The sequence below is a fragment of the Nocardia arthritidis NBRC 100137 genome (genome assembly GCF_001612765.1).
Classification (GTDB): Bacteria; Actinomycetota; Actinomycetes; order Mycobacteriales; family Mycobacteriaceae; genus Nocardia; species Nocardia arthritidis.
On sequence record NZ_BDBB01000008.1, the window covers coordinates 123,693 to 138,831 of the forward strand.

11 protein-coding genes are annotated in these 15,139 nt (G+C 69.1%); 4 read left to right on the top strand and 7 right to left on the bottom strand.

Annotated elements, in window-relative coordinates:
* Positions 1–26 precede the first annotated feature (26 nt).
* Positions 27–1,811 carry a 3-deoxy-7-phosphoheptulonate synthase gene (locus NA8_RS08275; RefSeq protein ID WP_157106584.1) on the bottom strand — a complete coding sequence of 595 codons (1,785 nt, stop codon included), beginning with the start codon at positions 1,809–1,811 and terminating at the stop codon, positions 27–29.
* Positions 1,812–1,860: 49 nt separating this feature from the next.
* A complete protein-coding gene (locus NA8_RS08280; RefSeq protein WP_063049784.1) occupies positions 1,861–3,336 on the bottom strand; it encodes an NAD(P)/FAD-dependent oxidoreductase in 1,476 nt (491 codons plus the stop codon).
* Between the two features lie 1,180 nt (positions 3,337–4,516).
* On the opposite strand from NA8_RS08280, the gene NA8_RS08285 reads away from it, so the two are divergent.
* Positions 4,517–5,068 carry an STAS domain-containing protein gene (locus tag NA8_RS08285; RefSeq protein ID WP_157106585.1) on the top strand — a complete coding sequence of 184 codons (552 nt, stop codon included), beginning with the start codon at positions 4,517–4,519 and terminating at the stop codon, positions 5,066–5,068.
* Here the strand turns inward: NA8_RS08285 and NA8_RS08290 are convergent.
* Both NA8_RS08290 and NA8_RS08295 read right to left on the bottom strand, forming a co-directional pair.
* Positions 5,058–5,492 carry a nitroreductase family deazaflavin-dependent oxidoreductase gene (locus NA8_RS08290; protein ID WP_063049786.1) on the bottom strand — a complete coding sequence of 145 codons (435 nt, stop codon included), beginning with the start codon at positions 5,490–5,492 and terminating at the stop codon, positions 5,058–5,060. The genes NA8_RS08285 and NA8_RS08290 overlap by 11 nt on opposite strands.
* A gap of 58 nt (positions 5,493–5,550) precedes the next feature.
* Positions 5,551–8,823, bottom strand: a complete 3,273-nt coding sequence (locus NA8_RS08295; RefSeq protein WP_063049874.1) for an ATP-binding protein — start codon at positions 8,821–8,823, stop codon at positions 5,551–5,553.
* Positions 8,824–8,878: 55 nt separating this feature from the next.
* Here NA8_RS08295 and NA8_RS08300 point away from each other — a divergent pair, with 55 nt between their 5' ends.
* Both NA8_RS08300 and NA8_RS08305 read left to right on the top strand, forming a co-directional pair.
* Complete coding sequence (locus NA8_RS08300) at positions 8,879–9,553, top strand: hemerythrin domain-containing protein (RefSeq protein ID WP_063049787.1); 675 nt, start codon at positions 8,879–8,881, stop codon at positions 9,551–9,553.
* Positions 9,554–9,783: 230 nt separating this feature from the next.
* Positions 9,784–11,316, top strand: a complete 1,533-nt coding sequence (locus NA8_RS08305; protein ID WP_063049788.1) for an FAD-dependent oxidoreductase — start codon at positions 9,784–9,786, stop codon at positions 11,314–11,316.
* Here NA8_RS08305 and NA8_RS08310 read toward each other — a convergent pair.
* The 3 genes from NA8_RS08310 to NA8_RS08320 form a co-directional block, all read right to left on the bottom strand.
* A complete protein-coding gene (locus tag NA8_RS08310) occupies positions 11,305–11,865 on the bottom strand; it encodes a hypothetical protein (RefSeq protein ID WP_157106586.1) in 561 nt (186 codons plus the stop codon). The genes NA8_RS08305 and NA8_RS08310 overlap by 12 nt on opposite strands.
* A 558-nt stretch (positions 11,866–12,423) precedes the next feature.
* Positions 12,424–13,647 (bottom strand): oxygenase MpaB family protein, encoded by a 1,224-nt coding sequence (locus NA8_RS08315; protein WP_063049790.1) that lies wholly within the window; start codon positions 13,645–13,647, stop codon positions 12,424–12,426.
* Positions 13,598–14,260, bottom strand: a complete 663-nt coding sequence (locus tag NA8_RS08320; RefSeq protein ID WP_063049791.1) for a TetR/AcrR family transcriptional regulator — start codon at positions 14,258–14,260, stop codon at positions 13,598–13,600. Before NA8_RS08320 ends, NA8_RS08315 begins: the two co-directional genes overlap by 50 nt.
* A 210-nt stretch (positions 14,261–14,470) precedes the next feature.
* Between NA8_RS08320 and NA8_RS08325 the strand changes: the two genes are divergently transcribed.
* Positions 14,471–15,058 carry an LppA family lipoprotein gene (locus tag NA8_RS08325; protein ID WP_169810471.1) on the top strand — a complete coding sequence of 196 codons (588 nt, stop codon included), beginning with the start codon at positions 14,471–14,473 and terminating at the stop codon, positions 15,056–15,058.
* Positions 15,059–15,139 lie beyond the last annotated feature (81 nt).

A 15,139-nucleotide genomic window follows, 5' to 3' on the forward strand; every position in this document is an offset into this window, starting at 1 on the left:
CGGGAGCGATCGGCGCGTCGCGGGAATCAGCTGGTCCGCAGCTCGAGGGCGGCGATGACGCAGTGCAGGATATCCACGGGATCCAGCCCCGGAACGCGACGACTTCGGCGGTCCGCGGGAAGCTTGCCTGTTTCCCGGTCACTTCGCGCGTCGATGACGGCAACGGGCTCGCACTCGAGATACAGGCCGCCGGGAACGGTGCCGGTCGCCCGGCAGGCTCGGAAGAACGCGTGGATTCCGTCGAGGGCACCGTCGACGCGAAGGGTCGCGGTGCCGTGCTTCGTTCGCCTGGTCGGCATCGGATCGCACACCCAGCAGACCGGGGTTTCGCACGCGGCGGCCGCGGCGAACAACGTAGGAAGCGTGTCGAGGGTGCGGGCGGGGCCGAGTCGAGGCGCGAGCGTGAGTCTGCCCGGCAGCCTCCGCGGATTCAGCGCTCGGCACAGGCGCTCGACGTCGTGCGGGGTGGTCGTGGGACCGAGCGCTACCGCGACGGGGTTGCCGACACCCGCGGCGAACCGCACACGTTCCCGCGCGGGATAGCCGATCCACACCAGGTGTGCCGAACGATCCCACCATCGCCCGTCCGGCCCCGGCCGCGTCGATGCGGCAGGGTTCGGCAGCGTCGGCTCGCGCGAGATACACGGGGGCGCAATCGAATTGTGCAGTTCGTGAGCGCCCGGCGGGGCGATCGCGGCGATGGGCAGCAGTCCGCCGACCGTGCGGAGCAGATCGCGTCGCACCGGGTCGGGGCACCGATCCGCGGCCTGGTGCAGCACGCTCACGCACAGCGTGAGCGGCAGGCGGTCATCGGGCCACTCGCCGAGTCCCTGGGCGGCGCGGAGGTTTCCGGGATGCCGCCTGGGCGCTCGTTCTATGGTGACGGACGTTTCGCCCAGCACATGCGCCATGATCGCCGCTGCGGCATGCGTCAGCGCCCGGCGGTCTGCGACCGCCCGAGTTTCGCCTCCTGACGATGTGCCGTTCCGCCCGCCGAGGTGCAGCACGAAACCCTCTCCGCGTGCCGCCATCGCCAAACTGGTTGTGAGCGCGTCACATTCGTCCGGGTGATTCAGTGTGGGCATCGGCCGCGAACGCCGCGCACCGTTCGGCGGGGTTGCGGATTCCTCGGCGTACCGCTCGCTGCCCCGGAGATCGTGCATGGGGAATAGTTGTCTCGGAATTCCGGACGATGCCGCCCGCGCGAGCACCGGTTCATCGGCCCAAGGCTGATCGTCGCCGGTTGTGGCGGCGAAGTCAGGGGGAATGACGTCGGGATTGAACGACTCCCGGATATAACAGAGCGGCTGGTCTCCGAGCAGCATGACGTAGGCGCGCGCCGCGCACACCCGACCGTCCGGCCACGTCGTCACGCCGGTCCGCAAGAGGCGCCGCCGCTGGGATAGCCCACGGGAGATCAGGCCGGATCCGATCGGCATGCCCACGTCGTCCAACCCCGAAGCGGCCGCGCTCGAGCGCCCGGCGACGACGTAGTTGACGGACGCGGTGACCAAGTCGGCGTTGACCAGGCAGGAGTGGCGCACGAGGACGCGATCGGTACCGGACACGCGCAGGGCATCGGTGACGGTGTTCGGCAGCAGCCCGGCCGCGACAGCGTCCTGTCGCAACACCCGCACCTGGAGGTCGGTGCCCAATATCGCCGACAGGGCGGGCGTGGTGAATCCGTCGCTCGCCAGCAGCATCCTGGTCAGGGGGTGGCCGAATCGCCTTATTTCGCTGTGGTTTCGGAAACCCGAACCACCGGGCGGGCAGTCACCCGGTGGTTCGGGGCCGGTGTGCGTGATCGTCACGACCGGCTCCGTGCACTGACTATCACGAGAGATCCGTACGAGACCGGCACTAGAGGATGGGCGCGCCGGCTGTGGTCGGTGGGAGTACGGGCCGGGCCACGGCTTCGATTTCCTCGTCCGTCCTGGGTCGATCGGTCAGGCCGAGCACCGGTTCGGTCGTGATTCGCAGTTCGCCGGTGGTGGTGTCGGCCAAGGGGTCGCGCCAGTGATCCCACACCACGGACATGTCGAGGTGACCCATGTATTCGAGATTCGCCGACTCCGCGTGGAGATGTTCGGCCGCGGAGATGATGGTTTCGGTCGCGGTGCGCTGTTGCGCTCCCGAGGACTCGTCCATGTCGGTCAGGCCCGCCATGATCTCGGTGAACTGGGCCTGCTTCGTGTCGCCGCTGTGCCCGGTGGTGAGCGTGCCCGCATGCGCGAAGTATTCCTCCGAGCCGACGTACTGCTCGTACATGCGCGAGACCAGGACGAGGAATCGCGTGTAGGCCCGGCGATAGGCGTGCTCGTAGAAGGCCAGAGCGGCGGCCTCGCTCAGTTCGCCGCGCGAGACCGTCGCGATCGCCGCGGCGGCGACCAGTCCCGAGTACGTCGCCAGATGCACGCCGCTGGACAGCAGCGGATCGAGGAAGCAAGCCGCGTCGCCGACGACGACCCAGCCCGGGCCGCTGAACCGGTCGGAGGTGTAGGAGTAGTCCTGCTCCGCCTTGACTCCCGCGACCTGCTTCGCGCCCGCGAGCAGCTTGCCCATCGCCGCGCTGTCGCCGATGGTCTCCAGGTAGTACGCCTCTCGGCCTTGTTCCCGAAGTTTCGGCGCGGCTTTGCGCGCGGAAACGACGTAGCCGACGCTGTGGCGGCCGTCCGAGAGTGGAATGTTCCAGAACCAGCCGCCCTCGGGCGTGGACACCACATTGATCGCACCCTCCGGGCTGTCCGGATGTAGTTGCGCGCCTTCCCAATACGACCAAACGGCCACATTGCGGAAGGCCGGGTGCTGCTGGCGCTCCACGACTTGGTGTTTGGCCAGTACGCCGGCCCGCCCGGAGGCGTCGACGAGGAAGTCGACCCCGGTGGTGTGGATTCGGTCGTCACCCTCGACGGTCCACTCGACGGCCGTCGGCCGCTCGCCCTCGAACAGGACGTTGGTGACCGTCGCCCGCTCGATCACCTCCGCGCCCTGCTCCGCGGCGTTGCGCAGCAGCAGTTCGTCGAAGACGTCGCGCTCGACCTGCCACGACCAGGCTTCCGCGTCCACCAGCTTGGACCAGTCCAGCAGCCAGTTGTCGTTCTGCCACTGGAAGTGGCCTCCTCGTTTGACCTGGAAGCCATGCGCGGCCACCGCGTCGTAGGCGCCGGAGAGACGCAGGGTCGACAGCACCGACGCCAACAGGCTCTCGCCGATGTGATAGCGCGGGAACTTATCTCGTTCCAGGAGGGTCACCCGTACCCCCGATTTTGCGAGCAGGGCTGCGGTGGTGGACCCGGCTGGGCCGCCTCCGATGACCAGAACGTGCGGATTGTCCATAGCGAACTCCCTGGAACTGCCGACAACGGAACGTGCACGCACTTCAGTGGCGGAGAACTCCGGGCGACCCCCACGGTCTTGGGTGAGCCAGGACGTATATTGCCGCTGGTTAGCTAGGCTAACGGTGCACGATCTGAGTGTAGCAATTGATAGCGAAACTGCAAGATATGCAACGCATTTGACAACCTCCAGCAGATCGGCATTTGGATTGCTACAGGGATGCCAAAATCCCCGCACGGGCCTCTCTGCCGATTCGCCGTCACTCGGACCGACCGGTGGCGCCAAACTGATCGGGTGCCGATGGCGGCATGAAAACCGTTGCGGGGAAGACTGTTTCGCGGCCGATACGCGTCCGCCGCTGATGATGGGGGATGTCTGGGGTAGGCGGGGGCGGCACACCTCGTCTGGTCATCACCCCGCTTTCCCTACGGATTCAGGATACGGGGGACAGTCCGGCCGCACGAGCCGTTCACCCAGAGTTACCTCGCCGGTGGTCTCGTCGCGGTGCCGGCCAACTCCGGGCGACAACCCGGCCGGGTGGATCACGTTGCGGCGCGGTTAATTTGCCGGGCTGTGTGACCTGCGCAGTAAGGAATTTGGAGGTGTCGGTGGATGTGACAATCGGGCAGGCTCTTTCGGCGCCTGTGTGGTGGAAGTCGTATCCGCGCTGCTCCTCGAAACCGACAAGGGCTCGCGTGGTAGCGGTGCGCTGGGTGTTCTTCGAGACGGTCGCGAACGGCGACAGTCGATGGACGAATTCGTCTTCTCGGCCGATCGAGCTCGCGCCCGATCTTCCTCAGCGGAGGCCAACGGGAAAAGGATCGGGCTGAGCAGGTAGCGGCGGCGACGCGGGATCCTGCGTCGGCCAGGTGTGGCGGCGCTGTCCGCGCCGACAGTGCGTTGACGGCTGCGCAGTGCCCCGGCCATGGGCTTTCCGGGGGTGCTGACGTTTGCCATCCGTCCCGGTGTGATCTCGAATCGACCCGCTTGCCCAGGTGCGGAGAACGGAACTGGAGCGAATGGATCTCGTTTCCATCTCAGGCCGGGAAACTTGTCCGCTTCGCGCGCCGGTCCCGGCTGTGCGTGGTAGGACGGTGGTTCGGATTTGTCTTCAGAAGTGCAGGACGATCCGGCTTCGGAGCGCGCCGCGCGGGTGCGCTCGGACCGAATCGGGAGCGTCATGGAGTCTCCAGTCGAACCCCGCCCGTACGACCGCGAGCGGGCGCCCGCATCGAACAAGAACGTCGATCCGCGGACGCGGTTGTCCAGCAGTCTGCGAAGGCAGGGCCCGGCGGTGGTGATGTCGACCCGGGGCACGGCCGACGCGTTCACCCTGACCGTGTGGTGCCAGGACATCCGCCGGGCGATCGAATGCGCGGAAGCTTCCTCCTGCGGCTTGGTCGTCGACACGACCAAGTTGGATTTCCTGTCCTGTCGCGCGTTGCTGGCACTGGCCCGCGAAGCCGTCCGCAGCCGTGGTCACGCCACCGTGGTGAGCCTGGTCAGCCCGAGCCGGACCATCGCCAGGATCGCTTCCGCCGATCCGGTGATCGCACGGTTGCCGGTCCACTCGACCGTGGTCAGCGCCCTCACCGCGCTCCGGCTGCACCCACCCCACCGAGCGCTACCGCGAACCGCGCGGACGACCACGCCGTCGAAGCCCGGCGCGTTGGGAGCCGCCTTCCGGCCCGCACCGGATATGGATCCCACGGCATACCGGGTTACCGAGTGACCGGTGTCAGCACGACAAGGGGGATCGTTCGGGTGGTCTTCTTCTGGTAGTCGGCGTAGCCGGTGTGGGCTGCGACGACATCGGGCCAGAGCTCGTTCCGTTCCGCGGGCGGCAGGACACGTGCGGTCATCGACCGGGGCTGACCGTGCTTGACCGACACTTCGACCGCGGGATTCGCGCGCAGATTGTGCAGCCACGCGGGGTCCGTCGGGTCGCCGCCGCGCGAAGCGACGACCACGATCGTGTCCCCCTCGATGATCGGCGCGGTGAGGATGACGGTGTGCGGACGGCCGGACTTGCGGCCGATGGTGGTGAGCGCGATCGTCGGCATGCCTTTGAAGGTTGTGCCGAAGATCCCGCCGCTGAGTTCGATGATGCGGCGGTGGACGGCGTTGCAGGTCTTGAGCTGGAAATCGCTGGGCATGGGTTCCGCTTTCTTCTCCGTCGGCGAGTGAAATCGGCCTCCAGCCTGCCGAACGCCGCTAGTAATCGGCTTGTGAATCGCTTCTGCCGCGCGCCGCGGTGATCCACTCCTGGCATCCGCAACGGCGCGCGAGTCGTTCCGCCGCGGCATAGTGCCCAGCCGCTCGGCCGGGCTCCCCGAGCAGTGCCGCTAGATCGCCGAGCACGGTGTCGACCGGCCCCGCCGCGAACGCGCCGGTGTCCGCGCCTGCGATCTGCCCGGAATAGGTGCGCAACTGCTCGTACACCGGCAACGCTTCGGCGCGTTGCCCGAGGCCGACGACAGCCATGCCGCGCACGGTGAGGAACAGCGAACGGAAGAAGTCCGCGCGCAATGGGCGGCGAGCGCGCGCGGCTTCTCGTGCCTCTTGCCGATCGCCCGTCGCCAGCAGGGCCAACACGAGCGGATCGACGACGAGTTCGGTATCCGAACGTGCGAGTTCGACGAACACCGAAGCGAGTTCGCCGACGCGATTCTGGGTCAGACGGACGGTGAACAGGGCGATCAGCACGACGCCGTCGGCGTCGAGGACGTGGTACCGCGTGAACAACTCGTGGGCTCGGTGGTAGTGCCGTTCGGCCGCTTCGATGTCGCCGGTGACGTGGGCGAGCATCCCGAGGCCCATGGTGTTCGCGGCCTGAGCCTGGCGCCACAGGTAACGGTCGGCCAGCGACGTCGCGGCGGCGAGTTCTTCCCGAGCGCGCTCGATGTCGCCGCTCGCCGCGGCTACCTGCAGCGCCGCGTTCCTGCCGAGCAGTGCGAAGGACGGGAGATCGTTGTTCTCGCCGACGCCGATCAACTCGGCGGCGAGGCGTTGCCGATCGCCGAGCGGAACAGTGGTGTCATAGACCGACGTCCTGGCCTCCAACGCCAGTCCGAGCAGCCCAGGATCCGCGAGGCCGCGGGCGAGTGCCTCGGCTTCCCCGGCCGCCTCGCGTGCGCGCTCGTTCAGCTCGCCGCCGATCTCGCGGACGAGCGCGACGAGCAATCGGCACCGCGCCTCGGAGGTGAGTCCTGGCGTCCGTAGCGCTCGGTCGATCGACGCGACCGCCCGCTGGTCTACCGTGCCGTACGCGCGGTTGAGCCAGGGAGTCGCCGTATCCCAGGCCGTGAGCGCCTCGACGAGCAGTTCCGGTGTGTCGGCCGCCGACACCGCTCGGTCGCGCGCGTCGCGAGCCGGCATGCCCGCGCCGGCGGCGAGGTGGCTTCTGCTCATGCGGGACAGCGCGGTTACCCGCTCCGCCGTCGTGTCCGCGCCGGGGACCCGTTCGAGTGCGGCGACGGCGCGGCCGTAGGACTGGGCGGCGACCTCGTGCGCGAATCGGCGTTCGGCCTGTTCGGCGGCGGCGAGGGCGTAGTCGGCGGTCCGCCGGGCAGTCGCCGGCGTGAGTGCCTCGCCGAAATGGTGCGCCAGCGCCGAGAGGTCTCCTGGTCTCGTTCGCTCGATCGACTCGGCGACGCGCAGATGCCAGCGGTGGCGCCGTACGCGGGACAAGTCGCCGAGCAGGGCATCGCGGACGAGCACGTGTGTGAAGCGCGCTGTGCCCGGGCCGGGTTCGTCGAGCAGTCCGGCGAGCACTCCCGCTTCGACCGCGTCGAGCACGGTGTCCTCATCCACCTCCGCCGCGCCGATCAGCACATCGATGTCGAATTCGCGGCCGATCACGGCCGCGAGGCGGAGGAGGGACACGGTGATTTCCGGCAGCCGGGCGAACCGACGGCGCAGCACATCGCGAACACCTTCCGGCACTTCCGACGTCGCCACGAGCGCACCCTCGCTGCCGAGTAGTCGCGCGCTTTCGATGAGGTAGAACGGATTGCCGCCCGTGCGCTCGGCCAATGCCTCGAGCGTGGCTCGATCGGGATCGCGCCCGGATGCCGAACGGACGAGGGCGGCGGCGTCGTCGAATGCCAGGCCGCGCAGGTGGACGCGCACCGCCGTCGTGGGGGCCAGCGAGGCGAGCGCGTCCTCCAGGTGGACGCCCATCTCTTCTGGGCGGTAGGCGATCACGATCAGGACTGCCGCGGATTTCGCCACGCTGGCGAGCAGAGCGGCGGTCTCGGAGTCGCCGCGGTGCAGGTCGTCGAAGAACACCGCGAGCGGCTGCCGCCGCGCTGCCTCGTCCAGGTACCCGCCGACGGCGCGATGCAGCAGGAAGCGCCCGAAGGAGACATCCGTGCCGGTTTCGTCGCGCCGGTCGGCGAGCAACGGCTCCAGCGGCTCGGCGAATTCGCCGGGATCGACCTCGCGCACCAGTTCGCGCAGTGCTTCCACCCAGGCCCACGCGGGTGGCGCACCGTCCTCCTCGGGACAGCGGCCGGTGACCACGCACCAGCCGTCGGCTCGCAGCTCGGTTCGTAACCGTCGCAGCAGAGTTGATTTTCCGCTTCCGGTTTCCCCGATCACGGTCGCCACGCGGGGCCCGGCACCCACCTGTGCCGCATTGCGCAGTTGATCGAGTTCTTCTGTGCGCCCCACGAATTCGCTATGAGGTGGTGCGGGAATCGCCCTCGGTGCGGGAAACGCGGCCGCGGCGGGCAGCGCCACGGGAATACGCTGCGCCAAAAGATCCGCTTCGAGCTGCACCAGGGCCGGACCCGGGTCGATCCCGAGTTCGTCCGCGAGGACCTGTCGCGCGGCTCGCAACGCCGCCAGCGCGTCCGCTTGCCTTCCCGCGTGAAACCGCGCAAGCGCCGAGATCCGCCACGCCTCCTCACGGAGGGGGTGCGTGCTGGTCACCGCGTCCGCTTCCGCAGCGGCGGCAGCCAGGTCGCCGAGTTCGACCAGCGTCGCGGCCAAGCGCTCGCGCGCGGCCAGGCGCAATTCGTCGAGCCGGTTCGCCTCCGGCCGCGCCCACGACTCGTCACCGAACTCCGCGAACGCCGGACCGTGCCATCGGCCGAGTGCGCGTTCGAGTCGCTGCCGGCGTTCTTCGGGATCGCGCGGCACGGTCCGTACTTCCGCTTCGAACTGCCATGCGTCCACGGCCTCGGCGTCGAGCCGCAACGCGTAGCCAGGAGCCTGGCTCACCAGCACCGTGGCCGGCGAACGCGGTGGGCGGTCCGGCTCGAGCAGCTTGCGCAGATGCGATATATAGGCCTGTAACGCGCCCAGCGCGCGGGGCGGCGGCTCGCCGCGCCACAGGTCGTCGATCAGGCGGTCGACCGGTACGACCGCACCGCGCGCCACCAGCAGAAGGGCAAGCACCCCCCGCTGCCGTGGGCCGCCGAGTTCGATGCTGCCGCGCTCGTTCGCCGCCGTAAGCGAGCCGAGCACCTGGATTCGTACCATGACGTGCCAAGCGTATTGCAAGCCCGCTACAAGTGGCTCGACGGACAGTGGGTTCATGAACACCGCCACCCAGACCGCCGAACGCCCCGATACCACCGAGATGGTGCTCGTCCACAACGCCTTCCGGCGCCACTTCGCCGGCCTGCCCGGCCTCGTCGGCGGCGTCGCCGACGGCGACATCGCCCGTGCGGCCCGCATCGCCGGCTTCCTCACCGAACTCGACACCGGGCTGCGCCATCATCACAGCGCCGAGGACGAGCTGATGTGGCCGTTGCTGCTCGAGCGGGCGGAGACCGACAGCACGCTGATCCTGCGGATGGAGGAGCAGCACGAGCGGATCGCGGAACTGATCGAGCGCGCCGACGGGCAGGCCGCGCGGTTCGCCGCGTCGGCGCATCCGCAGACGCGTGCCCAGCTCGCGGCCACGCTGCGGTCGCTGGCCGCCGCACTCGACGAGCACATGGCCGAGGAGGAGGCGCACATCCTACCTCTCGTCGAACGGGTCATGACCGTTCCGGAATGGGAGGCGCTCGGTGAGCGCGGCCGCGCGGCCGTGCCGAAAGACCGGCAGTTGATCTTCCTCGGGTTCATCCTGCAAGGCGTGCCTGCGGTGGAGCGGCGAAAGTTTCTCGCCGCCATGCCGTTTCCGGCCAGGCTCGCGTGGTGGCTGCTCGGCCGGCGTGCCTTCGCCGAGGAGTACCGCTCGATCTACGGCACGGATCCCGCCTGACCGCTCCGGGGGGTCCGAGAGCGTCCCGCAAGGTCCTGACCGGGTCCTCGGCGCGGCGTCTCGCGACCTCGCCGCGCGATCGGAGATCGGCTGATCCGCACCCCGCCGGGCTAGGCGCGCGGAGTCGCCCGGTGCGCGGAGACTCGGTCGTCCTCGCGGTGGACGCCGTCGCCGCGAGGCGCAAGTGGCGTGCAAGTGCGGCGCAATGAAGCCGCCGCACAGTGGTTCTCATGAACGAGACACGTGAAGTAGTGGTGGTCGGTGCCGGGCCGGTCGGGCTCATGCTGGCCTGCGAGCTGCGGTTGGGCGGGGTGGACGTGCTGGTGGTGGAGCGTCTCGCGGAGCCGGATCGCACCATCAAGGCGGGGGCGATCAATGTGCCGACCGCCCAGGCCATGTATCGCCGCGGACTGCTCCCCGAACTGCGCGCCGAGCAGGAGACCGCACTCGCGCGGTTCGCGCAGTTCCGCCGCGACGGCGGAATGCCGCTGTTCACCGATGGGCGGCGGCCGGCGGCAGGGCATTTCGCGGGCATCATGCTGGACGTGGACGCCATCGACTTCGACGCCCCGCGATTCGCCGAACTCGGTCCCGCCGCCGAGGTCTTCCTGGTGGCACAGCAGTCCATCGAGGCGATACTCGCTCGCCGCGCCGCCGACCTCGGCGTGGAGATCCGGCGCGGGACGCAGGTGGTCGGGTTCTCCGACGACGGCGAGGGCGTCACCGTCGATTGCGGAGACCACACGGTGCGCACCGGCTGGCTGGTCGGCTGTGACGGCGGGCGCAGCATCGTGCGCAAACTCGCCGGCTTCGAGTTCCCGGGCGTGGGTCCGGAGATCACCGGCCATCAGGCGATCGTGGACATGACCGGCGCCGAGGACCTTCGAATGGGCTGGAACACGACCCCTTCCGGCATCTACACCTACGGACCCATGCCCGGCCGTGTACTCACGGTCGAACTGGACGGGCCGCCCGCCGACCGCGAAACACCCGTGACGGCGGCCGAACTCCAACAGAGCATCCGCACCGTGTCCGGAGTCCCGGTGGTGGTCACGGCCGTGCATTCGGCCACCCGCTTCACCGACAACACCCGTCAGGTTCCCGACTACCGCAAGGGCCGGGTGCTGCTGGCCGGTGACGCCGCGCACGTGCACTCGCCTTTCGGCGGACAGGGCCTGAACCTCGGGGTCGGTGATGCGGTCAACCTCGGCTGGAAGCTGTCCGGTGTAGTGCGCGGCTGGGCGCCCGAAGGGCTGCTCGACACCTACACCGCCGAACGCCATCCCGTCGGCGCATGGGTGCTGGAGTGGACGCGGGCGCAGGTCGCGCTGATGCGCACCGATGCCCGCAGCCGCGCCCTGCGCGCCGTCATCGCCGAACTGCTGGCCTCTCGCGACGGTGCGACCGGCGTGTTCGAGAAGATCTCCGGTGTGCAGCACCGCTACGACCTCGGCGGGGGACATCCACTGATCGGAGCGGCCACTCCCGATATCGAATTGGCCGACGGCACCCGCCTCGGTACGCATTTCACCGGCGCCGAGGCCGTCCTGCTCGACCTCACCGATTCCGCTGATCTGCGATCCCGAGTTGCGGGATGGTCCGGGCGGGTGCGCGTCGTCACGGCGAAACCTACGCAGCCGCAGAAGCTCTCGGCTCTGTTGGTCCGTCCCGACGGCTGCGTTGCCTGGGCTGCCGACGGCGGCGACCTGGACGGCCTCGAGGAATCGCTGGGCCGTTGGTTCGGCGCTCGGTCAGCTCAGTAGCCGCTGTTCGAGTTGAGCGAGGACGGATCGGTTGCGCTGGGCATCCAGGGCCAGGGCTGCGGCCCAGACGTGCGCCGAGATGACTCCGGTCTGGACACGGTCGATCCAGTCGTGGATGGTGCTGCGCCGGTCGAGGGTGTCGTCGTCGAAGGTGATCGCTTCGAGTTCGGGCATGTGCACGTAACGCAGCTGGGTGGTTTCCCTGCCGCGGGCGTCGAAAATGCTTGCCGCCCAAACTTCCTCGGTGGTGGACTGTTCGTCCGGCGGTGTGCCGGCAATCGTGTCGGGCTGGTTGTCGATCCCGTGCACGACGGCGTCCGCGGCGGCACGGTGGGCCAGCCCGAATCCCCACAGGCGGCCGTGCATCCCCGCCATCATCCGCCCGGCGATGTCCAGGATCGGAGAGCCCGCGACCGTGGGGCTGTCGTCGGGTGAGAATTCCGCGAAACCCGCCGCGCTCGAAGTGTCGTCGTCCCCGGTGCCGGTGAAACCCCAGATGTGTACGAGGCCGAGGTCGGTACCGGGCGCACTGCTGCGGCGCGAGATCATGGCCGGTAGCAGAGTGTCGATGATGGACCGGGCCGGATATCGGATCGCCGGCACGATCTCGGATCGACGGATGCTGCTGGAGCGCTTAGGATTTCGTCGGCCGGACATAGGCTTCTCCGTCGCGGTGTGGTTTTCGGACAAGGCATCGACCCGGTTGCAGTCAGCGTTGTCAGTGTAGAGAGGCCACCGGTGACGTTGTCGGCAACGGCTCATACTCGCGCGCGACGTGTGTGGTGAATGCGGGGGGTCGGTTGCCGTCCGTCGTCACCGTGCGGATCGGAGGCCGCGGCCCGCCGGCGGGTTGTTCGTCCAGGTCCACGCCGCAGTCGGCGATGCGTCGAACCGGTTCCGCGGCGCGGATTCCGGCCTCCGCGCGCGGCGCCGGGCATCAGGACGCATTGACAAAGCGGGACTGTGCGGCGGTGTCCTCCTAGGGCGGAGGGTGGAACAGCTCGTGCGTGAGGACGATCGGAAACCAGTCGCTGCCTTCTCGGCCGGGCAGCCGAGCGGTCAGCCGAAGAGCGCGAAATTCTCTGACTGGCCGCCCCGGGTGGGTGGTCAGGCGGTTCGGTCCAGTCGCGGCGCGGAGTGGCCGATCGTGGCGCTGGTTTCGCCGATCAGGCGTTGCAGGAAGGCTTCCTGCTGCTTGCGGCCGTGGATGGCGGCGCGGTCGAGTCCGCCGGGGGTCAGGTGTATGTAGGCAGTGCGTACGAGGTTGACGGGGATGCGCAACGCGGGGTACCAGGGCGGGACGTACGCGGGCAGACCGAGGACGCGCATCGCCTTGGGGCCGAGGAAGGCGCTGCTGACCGATAGGTGCTGGGCGCGGGCGAGGCGGCCTCGGAGACCGGGCAGGCCGGGGTAGGACCAGTGCAGTGGATCGTCGGCCATGGGACGGGCGAGTTGGCGGCTGGTCTCGTCGGGATTGGTGATGGCGGTCAGGCAGTGGTCGAGGATGGCGATGCCGTCGCGGAAGCCGTTGGGCAGCCAGTGTTCTTCGACGCCGATGAGCCAGCCGACGTAGCGGGTGAGGTGGGCTGCGGCGGCCAGCTCGCGAGGGGAGAGGATCGCACCGAGCGCCATGCCGCCGACGACGGGTGCGAGCAGGGCGCCGACCAGGGTGGCGGCCATGTCGGTCTGGTTGATCGGCAGCCCCCATTCGTCGGTGCGCCAGTCGGGCATGGCGGCGACGTGCCTGCGGACCAGGGAATGGATCAGCCGCACATGCAGGGTGGAGCGGTAGCCGACACCGTAACGGTCCATGCCGTTCTCGGTGGAGACGTCCATCGCCCATTGCAAGGTTTCGGCGAACCGGCGGGCAGGGCCTTTCTCCAGGGCGCCGGTGCGCAGGAGGGTCTTGTTGAACCCGGAGGCCAGGTAGCCGCCGATGAAAGACACGTCGCGCGCGAAATACAGCCCGTCGTTGCCGCCGGATCGGAACACCCGCTCGCCCTCGCGCAACAGGTCCGGGTCGACCCACGCCGGGGTGTCCTCGACGACGGTGAAGAAGTCCCGCAGCGGCGAGGGAGCGCCGGGGATGCTGTCGATGCCCGACCGGAGTGCCCGCTCGAACAACGGCCGCGTGGCAGCCATGCCTTCGGCGTACATCCACTCGACGAGGCGGTCCATCGGCTCGTCGCCGACGAGCAGTGATTCTCCGAGCAGCCGCCAGCGTTGCGGGGACGGTTTCCCGATGCGCAGCAGCGCGGCGAACGGGCCGAGACCGGGTGCTTTACGGGGCCGGTCGGGGTGCCGAGCCGGGATGGTCGCGGACGTGGTCATGGGTGGGCTCCTCGTCGGGGCGGGCGATGCCGTGTTTCATCAACGGCACGATGGTGGTGCGGACAAAGGCGCGGGCGCGGGCGTCGTCGGTGAAGTCGACGCTGCCGCCGCCGGGGGTGAGCATCAGCGAGTGGGCGAGGCGGGCGACGAGTTCGGCGACCGGGCGCGGGTCGTAGTCGTCGACGAGGCCCGCGGCCTGGGCATGGGTGAGCATGCCGACGATGTACTCGATTCCGATGGACACCAGGCGTTCGCCCTGCACGGTGGAAAAGCGCAACGCCTCGTCGGGCGCGACCCGCAGCAGCTGGGTGACCAGCCGGTGGATGCGGGTCTGCAGCAGGACGTACAGCATCGTGTTCTCGATCTGGGCGTCCACGTCGGCGGTGGTGGCCGCGATCGCGGTGACCTCGGCGAGCATGCGGCGGGTCTCGCGGGCGAGTACCGCCTCGATCAGGTTGTCCTTGCCCGCGAACCTGCGATGGATGGTGATCCGGCTGAGTTCGGCCATGCGGGCGATGTCCTCGAGGCTGGCCCGGCGGATCCCGACCTGCAGAATGCGTTCCAGCGCGGCGTCCATGATTCGCTCGTCGACGCCGTCGCTGCCCTCGCTCATGATGCAAAAGTACAAAGATTGTTTCATTGAGTCAATGGCTCGCGAGATCTTCTCCGCCGCCGAACCGCCCGGCCGCGTCCGTCGGCCTACCGTGGGAGGGAAAAGTCGCGGGCGTGCCGCGACATGGCTCTCGCGTCGCCGGCCCCGAATACGATTGCGGCGAAAGCGCGCTCACGATGTGTGCGGCCGCAGGGACTGTGGGAGGCGACGATGACCGGACTGCGCAGGCCGGCCGCCGCACTGCGCTGGTCCGCCGCGCTCGCGGTGGCGGTTTCGACGGGCGGATGCGCCACCCTGCTCGGTGAGCCCGCCCCGCCCCCGTCCCCCGAGGAGATCGCCGCTGCGACAGCCGAATTGGCCGGTTTGCCGTCTTCGGAGACAGCGGAACATCAGGTGGCGGCAGTGGTCGAGCAGATCGCGGCCGCTGCCTCGGCGATCGAACCGGCGCTGCGGTGGACCCGCAGCGAGGAGCGAGCCCTGGGCCCTTGTTACGGCCTCTATGAGCACACCGGAGGCAGGCGTGTCGTCCTGCCGCGCTACCGAGCCGACGGCTCGCTGCCCGAGGGAGCGTGGCCGGGGTTTCAGGAGACGGCCCGCGCGCCGGCCGCGTCGGTGGGCGCGACGGACGTGCTGCCCGGTGGTGGTTCCTCGCCGGACCGGCATGTCACGTTCGAGGGGGCCGATGGTGCGGAGTGGGACAGCAATACCGAGCTGTCGGTCTTCGCCGACACCCGGTCGATGACGATCACCGCGACCGTGGGCTGCCGGCTGCCCGCAAGCGAGCGCCCGGTGGGGTGAACCTGCATTCCCGCGCCGTCCGCGGTGCCGGGACCCGCTCCAACGCAGCTCTTTCCGGGCCGAGCCCGCTGTGCGCCGACC

Coding starts and splice junctions, on each gene's coding strand:
- NA8_RS08280 (WP_063049784.1), bottom strand. CDS start 3,336: ATGGACAATCCGCACGTTCTGGTCATCGGAGGCGGCCCAGCCGGGTCC.
- NA8_RS08285 (WP_157106585.1), top strand. CDS start 4,517: ATGGAGTCTCCAGTCGAACCCCGCCCGTACGACCGCGAGCGGGCGCCC.
- NA8_RS08290 (WP_063049786.1), bottom strand. CDS start 5,492: ATGCCCAGCGATTTCCAGCTCAAGACCTGCAACGCCGTCCACCGCCGC.
- NA8_RS08295 (WP_063049874.1), bottom strand. CDS start 8,823: ATGGTACGAATCCAGGTGCTCGGCTCGCTTACGGCGGCGAACGAGCGC.
- NA8_RS08300 (WP_063049787.1), top strand. CDS start 8,879: ATGAACACCGCCACCCAGACCGCCGAACGCCCCGATACCACCGAGATG.
- NA8_RS08305 (WP_063049788.1), top strand. CDS start 9,784: ATGAACGAGACACGTGAAGTAGTGGTGGTCGGTGCCGGGCCGGTCGGG.
- NA8_RS08310 (WP_157106586.1), bottom strand. CDS start 11,865: ATGATCTCGCGCCGCAGCAGTGCGCCCGGTACCGACCTCGGCCTCGTA.
- NA8_RS08315 (WP_063049790.1), bottom strand. CDS start 13,647: ATGACCACGTCCGCGACCATCCCGGCTCGGCACCCCGACCGGCCCCGT.
- NA8_RS08320 (WP_063049791.1), bottom strand. CDS start 14,260: ATGAGCGAGGGCAGCGACGGCGTCGACGAGCGAATCATGGACGCCGCG.
- NA8_RS08325 (WP_169810471.1), top strand. CDS start 14,471: ATGACCGGACTGCGCAGGCCGGCCGCCGCACTGCGCTGGTCCGCCGCG.